12 protein-coding genes and 1 pseudogene are annotated in these 12946 nt (G+C 51.3%); 7 read left to right on the top strand and 6 right to left on the bottom strand.

Annotation, left to right across the window (positions count from 1 at the left end; genetic code table 11):
- Nucleotide 1 precedes the first annotated feature (1 nt).
- From A3841_RS17685 to A3841_RS20880, 4 genes and pseudogenes are all read left to right on the top strand, one after another.
- Nucleotides 2–301: a hypothetical protein gene (locus A3841_RS17685; RefSeq protein ID WP_206073110.1), complete on the top strand. Its 300-nt coding sequence runs from the start codon at nucleotides 2–4 to the stop codon at nucleotides 299–301.
- 232 nt (nucleotides 302–533) lie between these two features.
- Nucleotides 534–875 (top strand): hypothetical protein, encoded by a 342-nt coding sequence (locus A3841_RS17690; protein WP_139308008.1) that lies wholly within the window; start codon nucleotides 534–536, stop codon nucleotides 873–875.
- A 269-nt stretch (nucleotides 876–1144) separates the two neighbouring features.
- On the top strand, nucleotides 1145–1732 hold the full coding sequence (locus A3841_RS17700) for a TlpA family protein disulfide reductase (RefSeq protein WP_235861466.1): 588 nt from the start codon (nucleotides 1145–1147) through the stop codon (nucleotides 1730–1732).
- A gap of 550 nt (nucleotides 1733–2282) precedes the next feature.
- Nucleotides 2283–2390: pseudogene (locus A3841_RS20880) on the top strand (IS982 family transposase); the annotation flags it as partial.
- A gap of 22 nt (nucleotides 2391–2412) precedes the next feature.
- Here the strand turns inward: A3841_RS20880 and A3841_RS17710 are convergent.
- On the bottom strand, nucleotides 2413–2742 hold the full coding sequence (locus tag A3841_RS17710) for a hypothetical protein (RefSeq protein WP_073854422.1): 330 nt from the start codon (nucleotides 2740–2742) through the stop codon (nucleotides 2413–2415).
- 14 nt (nucleotides 2743–2756) lie between these two features.
- Entirely contained in the window at nucleotides 2757–4475 is a 1719-nt protein-coding gene (locus A3841_RS17715) for an arylsulfatase (RefSeq protein WP_235861469.1), read from the bottom strand.
- Nucleotides 4476–4712: 237 nt separating this feature from the next.
- Here A3841_RS17715 and A3841_RS17720 point away from each other — a divergent pair, with 237 nt between their 5' ends.
- The gene (locus A3841_RS17720) at nucleotides 4713–5117 is read left to right on the top strand and encodes a hypothetical protein (RefSeq protein ID WP_073854426.1); all 405 of its coding nucleotides are present in this window, start codon (nucleotides 4713–4715) and stop codon (nucleotides 5115–5117) included.
- A 90-nt stretch (nucleotides 5118–5207) separates the two neighbouring features.
- Here the strand turns inward: A3841_RS17720 and leuB are convergent, their stop codons facing one another.
- The 4 genes from leuB to A3841_RS17740 are packed head-to-tail and all read right to left on the bottom strand — an operon-like array spanning nucleotide 5208 to nucleotide 9478.
- Entirely contained in the window at nucleotides 5208–6329 is a 1122-nt protein-coding gene (gene leuB, locus A3841_RS17725; RefSeq protein WP_073854428.1) for a 3-isopropylmalate dehydrogenase, read from the bottom strand.
- Nucleotides 6317–6913, bottom strand: coding sequence for a 3-isopropylmalate dehydratase small subunit (gene leuD, locus A3841_RS17730; RefSeq protein WP_073854430.1), 597 nt, complete (start codon nucleotides 6911–6913; stop codon nucleotides 6317–6319). Before leuD ends, leuB begins: the two co-directional genes overlap by 13 nt.
- The gene (gene leuC / locus A3841_RS17735) at nucleotides 6913–8310 is read right to left on the bottom strand and encodes a 3-isopropylmalate dehydratase large subunit (protein ID WP_073854432.1); all 1398 of its coding nucleotides are present in this window, start codon (nucleotides 8308–8310) and stop codon (nucleotides 6913–6915) included. The genes leuD and leuC overlap by 1 nt, the downstream gene beginning before the upstream one ends.
- 1 nt (nucleotide 8311) lies before the next feature.
- A complete protein-coding gene (locus A3841_RS17740) occupies nucleotides 8312–9478 on the bottom strand; it encodes a 2-isopropylmalate synthase (RefSeq protein WP_073854434.1) in 1167 nt (388 codons plus the stop codon).
- Nucleotides 9479–9635: 157 nt separating this feature from the next.
- On the opposite strand from A3841_RS17740, the gene A3841_RS17745 reads away from it, so the two are divergent.
- Both A3841_RS17745 and A3841_RS17750 read left to right on the top strand, forming a co-directional pair.
- Nucleotides 9636–11180, top strand: a complete 1545-nt coding sequence (locus A3841_RS17745) for a hypothetical protein (protein WP_073854436.1) — start codon at nucleotides 9636–9638, stop codon at nucleotides 11178–11180.
- Nucleotides 11181–11304: 124 nt separating this feature from the next.
- Entirely contained in the window at nucleotides 11305–12447 is a 1143-nt protein-coding gene (locus A3841_RS17750; protein ID WP_073854438.1) for a serine hydrolase domain-containing protein, read from the top strand.
- Nucleotides 12448–12946 lie beyond the last annotated feature (499 nt).

The raw sequence follows: 12946 nt of genomic DNA on the forward strand, positions 1-12946 counted from the left end.
AGTGGAATATGTTCTGAACGTCACCGGAAACAAAACGGTGGCTTTCAGTTATCTCAAAACAAAGCTAAACCAGCATTTTGAACTATGGAATATTTTTGGTGCCGGTTCAGCTATGGTTTACCCTAACTTTCTGGCAGTGGTAGCCGAAAATACGCATCCGGTACAGCGCCCGCAAAGTCTGGGCATTTTCAGGTTCTGGCGTGACTTTGGATATGTGGCCGGTGCCGTAGCGGCAGGCGTATTCAGCGATCTGTTCGGGCTTGGCACCGTTATTATCGGAACGGCTATGCTTACTGTCTAGGCCGGTGTTATGTCTGAACTACGGATGTGCTGCACCAAAAAGCAGCTCTGGCACAGCAAGGAATATAGTACCGGTTTGCTTCAGCAGGCTTAATTGACTACTTTTAACTATTGCTTTCACAGCAGATGAAACAATTTATAATTTATTTTCTGTTAGAAACGCAACTTGCAGCACCTCACTAACTATAATTGCTGCCTCTTGATACCAAATGAAAATATACCTGCTTTTATTTATGAGCACCCTATTTCTGCTTTTTGCCTTACAGAAGAGCAGCAACCTGCCGGGTGTTGCTGATTTTAAGCAGAGTCTGGTGGCGAAGGGTTGTAAGTATGGTAACTCTGGATTGAAAAAGCCCTGCACTAAAAAGTGCCTGAAACACCAGACACATTCAGAATCTAAAGGTGCTGCCAATATGGTTACTGACTGCACGCAGCAAGTCTATGCGATTGTTACGGTGCAGCAACTCCCTTCTTTTTATACGATGGCTATGGTTCAGGCAATTATAGTTACCGATAGTAACCAACATATTTCCCCGTACCTCGAAACAGAACACGCCCCTCCCCGGCTGTCTTAAAATGATTTTACATTAAATGCTGTGGCAAACGCGCAGGCCATACTTTATAGTCCTCGCCAGGTCATAGCTATACTTCTGCATTTCATGCTGAGAGCAGAAGGGAATTATGTGTTTATTCATTTTAAGATCAAACAAATGGAATTTACTCCTTTGCAGAAATTAGCGTTCCTGGTGCTCCGCATCATGGGCAGCCTTATTAGCTTTATTAACAATTTAACATCATGAACAACAAGAAACTTTCGATAAAAGATATACCTGGCTGGGCTATAATGCTGGCAGTTTTTGGCTTTTTATACTTAACTGGCCTGCATACGGAAGCTATCGGGCAGGTGCAACGCCTACTGCTGGCTACTGGCATCAAAAATGCTGATGTGCCAGAAACTTTGCAAAACCCGGATGCTTCGGCAGTGGTGGATGCGGCAGCAGTGGCCAATAAGGAAATGGCCGGAGCGGGCTTTAGGATGGTGGACCTTCAAGGCAAACAGGTAAATTTTGAAAGTCTGAAGGGCAAAGTGGTATTCCTGAACATCTGGGCGACCTGGTGCCCGCCTTGTATTGCCGAGATGCCAAACATCCAGAAACTATACGAAAAGGTAGGCTCCGATAAAATTGCTTTTGTAATGCTTTCAGTGGATGAGGGTGGCATGGAGAAAGTAAAGAAGTTCATCGACAAGAAGAACTATACTTTCCCGGTATACATGCCGGCCGGCCAGTTTCCGCAGGAATTTTACTCGAATGCCATTCCTACTACATTCATTATTTCGCCGGAAGGCAAAATTGTAGCTAAACAGGAAGGCATGGCCGACTACGATACTAAGGAGGTGCGCGAGTTCCTGCAAAGTATGGCTAAGAAATAATACAAATAAGCAAACTGCCCTTCATTAAGTTAGGGGTAGTTTGCTTATGTTAATACCAGAAACCTATACATTCAACTTAATAATAGTAAGCAGGTTACTAATTGCAGTTATGGCAGCGGCCCTGCCTCATGAAGTGCCGAATCGTCTGGCGACGAGTTGCAGGACATAGGTACTGTGACTAAGGCAGAAAGTACGCCGGGAAGCGCCTACGGGTCCACTTTGTCACCTACTAGCGGGTGCATTTCTCCCTGGAGAAAGTGTATGCAGAAGCCAACTGGGTGGTTGTGTTACGTCTTTTTCAGGAGAAGTATGGTCTTCTTCACTTTTTACGATGCTGCTTTAAGCTTTCCCTTCAGTAAGCACAGTGACGGCAGCATTGTGGCCTCTTTGTTTATCAAATAACCAACCTGACACCGCCCATTTCCTGCAGTCCGTAAGGGAAGTGGTCACCGGGCGAGCCGATGAACATGAAATTTTTCGGTATCCCCCATTTCTTGGACAGTTCCTGGACCAGCTTTGGTCCGAAATGTCCTCGTAGGATTACAAAGCCCGCCACCGAAATCCTGCGAATGCCCTGGTCCAGATCTTCTCCGAGCTCACCGCCTACACCTTTCTGGACCAAACAAGCCGCTTTAAGCCGGCCAGAATGCAGGCTTAATTGCCGGGTTCACGTTAATTAATCACGAGTACTTCCGGGTGGTACTGGCACCAAGCGCCATGTCGTGTTCGGAGAGCTGGGTGAGCTTTATGAGAAAGGGCGCGCTGGCACAAATACTGAATTTAGTAAGCCCCACCCGCAGGTAAGGATCGAGCGGAAAAAGCTGCAGTATTCCCCACAAAAGCAATGGTGCTAAAATGAAATTGGCCACTAACATCCGCAGGCTGGATTTCCTGTCTTGCAGGTACTTCACAATGTCGTGCAGCTGCTGGGTCAAGCCTACGTTTAGCATCGTCAGGAAGACAAAGACCGGCAGCACGATTCCGACTGTGCGGATCAGGATTTCAAACATACGCTTGCAGAAGTTTAATCACCCAGATCGGTTGGCTGCACGTTCTTTTTAGACTTTCGCCCAGCCTTTGTAGCAGCTCTCCCGATTCCCGCTTTAGGTTCTATCCGGTGCTTTGGATCGAAACGGTAAAATTCTTCAAATCCCAGTTTGGCTACGGCCCTTTCGCCATTGGCTTTTATATAACCCACCGAAAGCGCGTAGGCTTCCCACTCGGCTTTTAGTTCGTTAAACTTCTCGGGGAATTGCGCCGCCACATTGTTTTCCTCCTTGATGTCTTTCTTTAAGTTGAACAAATGCCATTCATCCCCTTCTCCATAGGGCGGCGGCATAAAGATGAGTTTCCAATCGCCCTTCATCACGGCTTTGCATTCGGTTATTTCGAAGCCGAGCACGTCAAAGGCATTTCGCACCGGCTGTTTTGTTTCTTCCTGCAAGTATGGCTTGAGCGAGGTGCCGTAAAGCGGTTTTACATCAGTTTCTTTCGGATACTGGACATTGGCATAATCAAGCATAGTGGGCAAAATATCTGTTACGTGGAGCATTTCATCAGTCACTACGCCGCGTTTGTGCATGCGCCTGCCCGAAATGATGAGCGGTGTTTGCGTGCCCCCTTCATAGGTGGTGATTTTAAAGTATGACAGAGGCGTGTTGGCCACTTCGGCCCAGGTCCCGCCAATGGAAATAAATGAATTGATCTTGCCGTAATTCTCTAACCGGTTATCATACTCTCTGGCAACTGACTCTTTGGTATTCGGCGCATAAAATTGAGGTTCTTTGGGGTTGGCACCGTTGTCGGACAAGAAGAAAATGATGGTGTCATCGAATTTATTCTGTTCTTTCAATTTAGCGAACAAGCGGCCCAGGTTCCAGTCCAGGTTTTCGATCATGGCGGCATAGATTTCCATTTTCCGGGCCGCTTCCCTTTGCTCTTCCTTCGTCAGTTCCTCCCACTTTTTATACTCGCCGCTGCCTTCGTTCGGGGTCAGAACATCGGGTACCAGCCCCAGCTCCTTCATCCGCTGCAGACGCTGGTCCCGGATGGCATCATACCCGCCATCGTACGTGCCTTTGTATTTATCCAGCCACTCATCCGGCACCTGCAAAGGGTCGTGCGGTGCCGTAAAGGCCAGGTAGGCAAAAAAGGGTTTGTCGTCACCCTGCTCCGTTATGTACTGGATTATTTTATCGGTGTAGTAGTTTGAGGAGTAGAAATCCTCCGGCAGGTTCTCCACCGTCTTTCCGTCTTCCGAATACTCTGTGTGCGGCTGCTCGAATTCGCTCAGGGCACGCTGGTCGTTAAAGTGGCTGACACCGCCGCCTAAAAACGAGAAGGTGCGTTCAAAACCCCTGGCATGTGGCCGGAAGCCTTCCAACTCGCCCAGGTGCCATTTACCAGCCATGTACGTATGGTAGCCAGCTTCTTTCAAAATTTCAGGAATGGTCAGCACATCTTTGTTAAGGTAACCTTCGTAGCCGGGCTGCATGTATTGGTTAGTGGCGTGCGCCGTGGGCATATTACCTAACCCAGCGTGGTGGTTATCGCAGCCGGAAAGCAGCATGGACCGGGTAGGCGCACACAGCGCAGAAGTATGAAAGTTTCGGAAGCGGGCTCCTTTTTCTGCCAGTTGCTGCAGGTTAGGCGTGCTGATCTCGCCGCCAAAAGGCTGGCAGTCAGAATATCCCATGTCATCCACTACCAGGAGCAGGAAATTAGGTTGGCCTTGTGAACTCATACTTATTATTTTATATCCTTGAGATTACATTCTCCCTCTTCCTTATAAGTATACTATACAAGCAGGAGGTGACAGTATAGCCGCCATCCACTTCCGGGTTTGCCCGGATATGAGCAAAAAGCGTATGTGCGGCAGCGGATTTAAGGGGTGGTTATTTATCCGCAGTCGGGGCGTTTAGGAAGCTTCAACAGTTAGTTTGATAGCATTAATCTGCCGCTTTTCCTGGCCATCAATAGTATGACCACTGCCTCTGAAAGACAGGCAAGCGAATCGTTTGATTTCTATACGAATGAATATCCTGAACGCCTACAGAAGCGTCGCTTAATTATGCAGGACCTGCCGGTAGGTGGCTCGTTAGGCACCACAGCCGTTAACGTGCTGGCCAGAGCACAAACCCGGTGGGCAGTCATTTTTTCCGGCTTGGCGTTGACCCTGATCGTTATCGCGCTGTCCGGCATAGCGGCCCATACCATCATGCTATGCCGTGGGGTCAAAATGAAAAAAGTCAGCCACATAACATTGCTTTGTTACATGGCTGACTTGCACTGTACTCACCTTAATCTAATGCTCTTAATCAGTAATGGCCATTTTATGACCCATGGCTTACCGCTTGCAGTAAACATTTATACTTTGGCAGGGTAGAATTGACCAAAGGCATATCTATCGCCACCGTTTGCGGCTATTCCTCTTCAGTTAACTCTGGAAAACTTTTCTTTCGTCAGTACGAGCAACCTAAATCAGGGTACTCATACCCACCTGAACATTTTCTTTATGCAGGCCCTCCAGAACGCCGCCCAGCACGCAGGACACAATGAATGCACCTACCTGCTCCGTAGAATAGGCCAGAGTGGGGCTTGTAAGGTCCTGTGTCAGAATCTTTTTATCCAGCGCTTCCTGCACCGCGTGATGAACTAGGCTTGCCTCCTGGTACAATCCGAAGTGCTCCAGCATCATGGCCCCTGAAAGAATCATGGCAATGGGGTTAGCGATGTTCTTGCCCTTCGCCTGGGGATAAGAACCGTGGATGGGCTCAAACAGCGCGGCCTCTTCCCCCACCGAGGCAGAAGGCAGCATACCCAGTGACCCAGCAATCACAGAGGCCTCATCAGACAAAATATCCCCGAACATGTTCTCCGTCAGGATAACATCAAACTGGCTTGGGTTCAGAATGAGCTGCATGGCCGCATTATCCACAAACAGATAGTCTACGGCGACGTCAGGGTATGACACGCGAACCTCCTGCACTACCTCCCGCCAGAGTCTGGAGGTTTCCAGCACATTTGCCTTATCCACCAGCGTTAGCTTGCGGCGGCGGTTCTGCGCGGCCTGGAAGGCGAGGTGGGCAACGCGTGCTATCTCATACCTGCTGTAGGTACAGTGATCGTAGGCACTGTCAGCCAGGCGGCCTTTCTCTCCAAAGTATATGCCCCCGGTAAGCTCCCGGAAGAACAACATATCGGCTCCCTTGATGCGCTCCTCCTTCAGCGGCGACTGGGGCAGCAAGGCCTCGTAGGCTTTTACAGGACGAATGTTGGCGAAAAGGCCAAGCGACTTCCGGAGCTTTAACAGGCCCTGCTCCGGCCGTACCTTGGCAGCGGGGTTGTTGTCATACTTAGGATCACCGATCGCGCCCAGCAATACGGCATCGGCCTCAAAACAAGCTTGCAGCGTTGCCTCTGGCAGCGGGTCTCCGGTAGCGTCAATGGCGCAGGCGCCCATCAGCTGCATGTCGAACGAGAATTCATGCCCGAACCGCTCTCCTACGGCTTTCAGAACCCTGATGGCTTCCTGGCAGACTTCAGGCCCAATACCATCCCCGGCCAGCACAACGATTTTTTTATTTAATATACCCATACTCTGTTTTTTTCGAAGGCCTCAATCGCCTCTTTCTGACTTACCAAATAATCAATGTCATCATAACCATTCAACAGGCACTCCTTTTTATAAGATTCGATCTCGAATGGAATGCGCTGCTCCCATGCCGGCACATACAGCTGCTCGGCGGGTAGGTCGATGATAAGCTCTGTTCCGGGATCCTCCTCGATCTGCTTCAGGAGCCGCTCCAGTACCGAGTCCTCCACCTGCAGCGGCAGAAGCCCGTTGTTCAGTGCGTTGCCCCGGAAGATGTCAGCAAAGTAACTGGATATAACCACCTTAAAGCCAGCATCGAACAAGGCCCATGCGGCATGTTCCCTGCTGGAGCCACAGCCAAAGTTCTTCCCGGCCACCAGGACCTGCCCCTGGAACCGCGGATCATTCAGGACGAACTGCGTATTGGGTTGACCGCTACTATCGTAGCGCCAGTCCCGGAACAGGTTCTCCCCAAAACCCTCCCGTGAGGTAGCTTTCAGGAAGCGCGCAGGTATGATTTGATCGGTATCGATGTTCTCTATCGGCAACGGCACAGCCGTTGATTGAAGCACGTTAAACTTTTCCATTAGCTCAGGTATTGAGTTATGTCCGTAATCTTTCCTTCCACCGCCGAAACCGCCGCCACCAGTGGGCTGGCCAGCAAGGTTCGGGATCCTGGCCCCTGCCGCCCCTCGAAGTTGCGGTTAGAGGTGGAGACACAGTACGCCCCGGCAGGAATTTTGTCCTCGTTCATGGCCAGGCAGGCACTGCACCCGGGCTCCCGTAGCTCAAACCCTGCCTCAGCCAGTATTTTATCGAGTCCCTCGGCTTTTGCCTGCTCTTCCACCTGCTTCGAACCGGGCACCACAATGGCCTCCACATGGCTGGCTTTCTTCTTGCCCTGCACGTAGTTTGCCACCAACCGAAGATCCTCGATCCGGGAGTTGGTGCAGCTACCTATAAATACGTAATCCACGGGCTTTCCTATAAGTGACTCTCCCGGCGCAAAACCCATGTACTGCAGCGACTTCTCAAAGCTCGCCTGCTCACTGGCTTTCACCTTCTGAGGAACGGTTGCGTTCAGGGAAATGCCCATACCCGGATTGGTGCCATAGGTGATCATAGGGGTGACGGAGGCAGCCTTGAAGTGATACTCCACTTCAAACTGCGCGCCCTCATCAGAGTATAGCGTCTGCCAGTAGGCGACTGCCTTTTCCCACTCCTCCCCTTGCGGGGCAAAAGGGCGGCCCTCCAGGTAAGAAAAAGTCGTTTCATCCGGGGCTATCATACCGCCGCGTGCGCCCATCTCGATGCTCATGTTGCAGACCGTCATGCGGCCCTCCATGCTGAGAGAGCGGATGGCACTGCCAGCGTATTCCACGAAATAGCCGGTGGCGCCGCCTGTACCAAGCGAAGCGATGATGTAGAGGATCAGGTCTTTGGCCGTGACGCCGGGCCTAAGGTCGCCCTCCACGGTAATGCGCATGCGCTTTGGCCGCGACAAAAGCAGGCACTGCGAAGCCATGACCTGCGCTACCTGGCTTGTGCCGATCCCGAAGGCGATGGCCCCAAAGGCGCCGTGCGTAGAAGTATGGCTGTCACCGCAAACGATGGTCATACCCGGCTGGGTAATGCCAAGCTCAGGCCCGATCACGTGCACAATGCCCTGGTAGGGGTGCCCTAAACCATAGAGCTGCACCCCGTGCTTCTCGCAGTTTTCCGTCAGCCTGTCTACCTGAAAGCGTGAGAGCGGCTCCTGGATCGGGAGGTGCTGGTCTTTTGTAGGCACGTTATGGTCGGCAGTAGCTACGATCTGGTTCCGGCGGTACAGCGAAAGGCCACGGTTCTCCAACTCCTCGAAGGCCTGTGGGCTGGTCACCTCATGGATCAGGTGTTTATCGATATAAAAAACCTCCTGCCCTCCCGGTAAGGTACGCACCACGTGCGCGTCCCATACTTTATCGAATAAGGTCTTCTTTCCCATATTAGCCTGCGGTAACAAGATTCTGTTTCTCTACCAATACATGAAGGTCATTGTCCCGTACTTCCTTCTTCTCGTCGGCCACTTGCAAAAATGAGCCATAGGCTTTATCCAGTGTCTCTTTATCGAAATTATAGCCTAGCTTTTGCAGCCGGTACGCCAGTGCGGCGCGGCCTGAGCGGGCAGTTAACACAATGGAAGAGCTGTCTACGCCCACATCACGCGGGTCGATGATCTCATACGTTTCGCGATGCTTGATCACACCATCCTGATGAATGCCACTGGAGTGCGAGAAGGCATTGGCCCCCACGATAGCCTTGTTAGGCTGCACCGGCATGCGCATCATGTGCGAGACGAGGGTGGATGTCTCGGTAAGCAACTTGCTGTTAACGCCGGTGGTCAGGTTCAGGTATGGGTGCTGGCGCAGGATCATCACCACCTCCTCCAGGGCGGTATTCCCGGCGCGCTCCCCTACTCCGTTTATGGTGCACTCTATTTGTCTGGCACCGTTTACCACACCGGCAATGGAGTTGGCTGTGGCCAGGCCCAGGTCGTTGTGGCAGTGCGTGGAGAGGCAAACCTTCTCAATGCCCTTCACATTTTCATACAGATACTTGATCTTGGCACCATATTCCTCGGGCAGGCAATAGCCGGTGGTATCGGGGATGTTGAGCACCGTAGCGCCCGCCTTTACCGCCAGCTCGCATATCCTGGCCAGGAATTCATTGTCTGTTCTGCCGGCGTCCTCGGCGTAGAACTCTACATCCTCTACAAAACTCTTTGCCAGTTTTACTGCTTCCACGGCCCTGGCCATTACTTCCTCGCGGGTGGTGCGTAATTTGTAGCGCACATGCAGGTCTGACGTGCCGATACCTGTGTGAATTCTTGGCTGGCGCGCACCCTTTAGTGCCTCTGCCGCCGTGCGAATATCATTCTCCACAGCCCGGGACAAGCCACAAACCGTAGACTCCTTTGTCTGTTTGGCAATAGCCTTTACAGCCTCAAAGTCGCCAGGACTTGAAATGGGGAAGCCCGCCTCGATAACGTCCACGCCCAGAAGCTCCAGTTGTTTGGCAATAACCAACTTTTCCTGCGTGTTAAGTTTACAGCCCGGTACCTGCTCCCCGTCCCGTAAGGTGGTATCAAATATTTGTATTTTCTGAACAGACATCCTTTATTTGGTCTTTAACAGTTAGAGTATTGTTTTAAAGGTCTAACTTGATGAGTGGCAAAAAAAACAAATTTCAATGTTTAGCTACCATTTCTACAGGCTTCTCCTAAAGAGATAACTAACTGCAAAACAACATATTGCAAAAGTTTCACCTACTATGTCCAACCCAAGCCCCGATCCTGTATTCCAGCTGATAAAGTCTCTGACGCGCTCTGAGAAAAGACACTTTCGCTTGTTTACCAAGCGCCAGGGAGCAACGCAGGGCTTAAAGTTTCTGCAACTTTTCGATGCCCTTGATGGCCTGGAGCAGTATGATGACGAGAAAATCCTGGAGCAGGTGGCCAGCATCAAGAAGGTACAGCTGCCAAACCTCAAGGCCAACCTGTACCGGCAGCTGCTCGCCAGCCTCAGGATCTACCATACAGGCCAGAACCTGGACATTCAGCTGCAGGAACAACTGGGGTACGCCCGGGTGCTCTACAATAAGGGCCTTTATCAGCAGTGCCTGAAGATGCTCGACAAAGTAAAAACTGCCGCTACGCAGGCCCAACTGCAGCACGTAGCTTTAACCGCCATCGACTTTGAGAAGCAGATCGAGTCGCAGTACATCACCAGGAGCCTGAGTGGCAGGGCCGACCAGCTTTCCAATGAATCCATCGAACTGGCGCTGCATGTTTCGCAGGCGCATGTGCTCTCCAACCTGGCCCTGCGGCTGTACGGGCTCTACCTGCAGGCCGGGCACGCCAAAACGCAGGAGGACGCTGATCATTTTAGCGCCTTCTTCCGGGAGAACCTTCCTGTAGTAGACCTCAACGCCGCCAGTTTTATGGAAAAGCTTTATTATTACCAGGCGCATGTGTGGTATAACTACCTGGTGCAGGATTTTAAGTCCTGTTACCGCTATGCACAGAAGTGGGTGGATCTTTTTGAGGAAAGCCCCGAGATGAAGTATAGCCAGCCCTCCCTTTACATCAAGGGCCTGCACAACCTGCTGGCCGCCTTGTTTAACCTCCAGTATTTTACCCGGTTCGAGCAGGTGCTGCAGGAGATGGAGCGCTTTGCCAACGACCCTAATCGGCGCGATACCCCGAATACCGAGGTGCTGCTGTTCCTTTACATCTACACCAACAAGATCAATTTATACTTTATGCGCGGCGCGTTCTCCGAGGGGGTGCACCTGGTGCCTGAGCTGCTGCGGAACCTGGAACAACACGAGCAGCAGCTGGACCCTCACCGCAGGCTTATCTTTTACTTCAAGATTGCCAGTTTATACTTTGGGAGCGGGGATAACGAGACAGCCATAAAGTACCTGAACAAGATCATCAACTATACTGACACGAACCTACGGGAGGATATCCAGTGCTTTGCCCGCATCCTGAGGCTGATCGCCTATTATGAGGAGGGGGATGACTATGCGCTGGAGCTGCAGGTCAGGTCGGTGTACCGCTTCCTGGGGAAGATGAATGACCAGCAGCAGATGCAGGTGGAGATCTTTCGGTTCCTGCGTAACCTGGGGCGGGTAACGCCGCAGGAGCTTCGGCCAGCCTTTGTGACACTGAAGGAGAAACTGACCTCCATCGCGGAAAATCCCGCTGAGCGCCGCCCCTTCCTCTACCTGGACATCATCTCCTGGCTGGAGAGCAAGATAGAGGGCATCCCGGTTCAGGAGGTGATCAAGCGTAAATTCCAGCAGCTAAAATAGGCACGAGTAGCAGACCGGAGGAGCAAGAAAGCCTTCCCTGTTTTCGAAAGCTTGGAGGAGATAAGTATAATTTTATACTTTAAAAACAAATGCCTTCATTTGTATTAACGCATTGCTATACTTTATGAAACACGTTCTCCGGAAATCCCGCTACCTCCTTCTCCTCCTCATCTTTGCGGTGGTAAATGCCTACGGCCAGGTGCAGAAAGCCGAAGAAGAAATACAGGCCATCATGCAGAAGTATGATGCGGTGGGCCTCTCCGTGGCCGTCGTGGAAAACGGGGAGATAACCTACGCGAACGCTTTCGGGCTGAAGGATGTGGAGTCGGGCACGAAGCTGTCCCCGGACGACATCTTCCGGATTGCCTCTATCTCCAAATCATTCTCTGCCACGGCCATTATGCAGCTGGTGGAGGCGGGCAAGCTTTCGCTGGATGATGATATGAGCAACCTGGTAGGATTCAAAGTACGGAACCCGAAGTACCCGGAAACGCCGATCACGCTTAAGATGGTGCTCTCCCATACGTCAAGTATAAACGACAGCCAGGGCTACTTTACGCTGGATGCGATCAACCCTGCCAAAAACCCGGACTGGGCCCAGTGCTACAATGCCTACGAGCCTGGCAAAGACTACGAGTACTGCAACCTGAATTTCAACATGGTGGGCACCATCATCGAGAAAGTGTCGGGAGAGCGCTTTGATCAGTATATAAAGCAACATATTCTGGACCCGCTGGGCTTGTACGGCGGCTATGCAGTAGACTCGCTGGACGCGTCGCTTTTCACCACGCTGTACGCCTACAATCCCCTCACAGGCCAGTACACTCCGTCGCCGTCTGCCTACGCGCCGCGCAGTGAGGAGATCCGGAACTATGTCCTGGGCTATAGCACCCCTGTTTTCTCCCCAACGGGAGGCATGAAGATCTCCGCCCCGGACCTGGCCCGGTACATGACGATGCACATGCAAAAAGGCAAGTATAAAGGCACCCGTATCATCTCGAAGAAGAGCGCCAGGGCCATGCAGCAACAGATCGCTCAAAACGGCTACGGACTGGCGCTCACCACGGAAACGGACCTGATTCCCGGCAAAACCATGATAGGCCACACGGGCTCTGCCTATGGCCTCTACAGCGCCATGTTCTTCCACCCGAAGGAGAAATTCGGGTTCGTTGTCATCACGAACGGTTGCAGCGCCCCGGAGTCTGATGAGTTGAACAAGTTGCTTGTTGAGACGATTAACAGCCTGTACCAAACTCTGGTCAAATAGAAGGCTCGATTCGTAATGTCATAAATACGTTTCTAATCCTGGATGATCAGAAGTAAAGTATAAACGTTCCACTGGCGTACGTGCCTGATTTATACTTTATACTTTATAGATCAAGTTGCGATCAACCCACCCCTCCCAAGAGGGGAATTTCGCAAAAGAGTAGGTGCTTCCCCTCCTGGGAGTAGGGTTGTTTCATTGTAGCAAAACCGGCTCAAAAATTACTGTCATTCTGTTAAGAAACTTGGTAGAAGGGAGGCTAAGCTATTGCTACTAGCCCACAAGATCCCCCGAAACGAGTTCGGGATCCGAGACTTGCAGGATGACAAAAAAGAGAGAATGAAATGACCATACTCCTCGGAAGAACTACGGGGGTAAAAAACTGCATCGCATGCGTAAAACCCAACTTGGGTTTTATACTTTATACTTTGCTCCCGTTGGCAAATCTCCCATACTTCCAGGCCAACAGTTCCCCTCTATTTAACCTTACAGCGCTTCCGCT

The sequence above is a fragment of the Pontibacter flavimaris genome, from assembly GCF_001907195.1.
Classification (GTDB): Bacteria; Bacteroidota; Bacteroidia; order Cytophagales; family Hymenobacteraceae; genus Pontibacter; species Pontibacter flavimaris.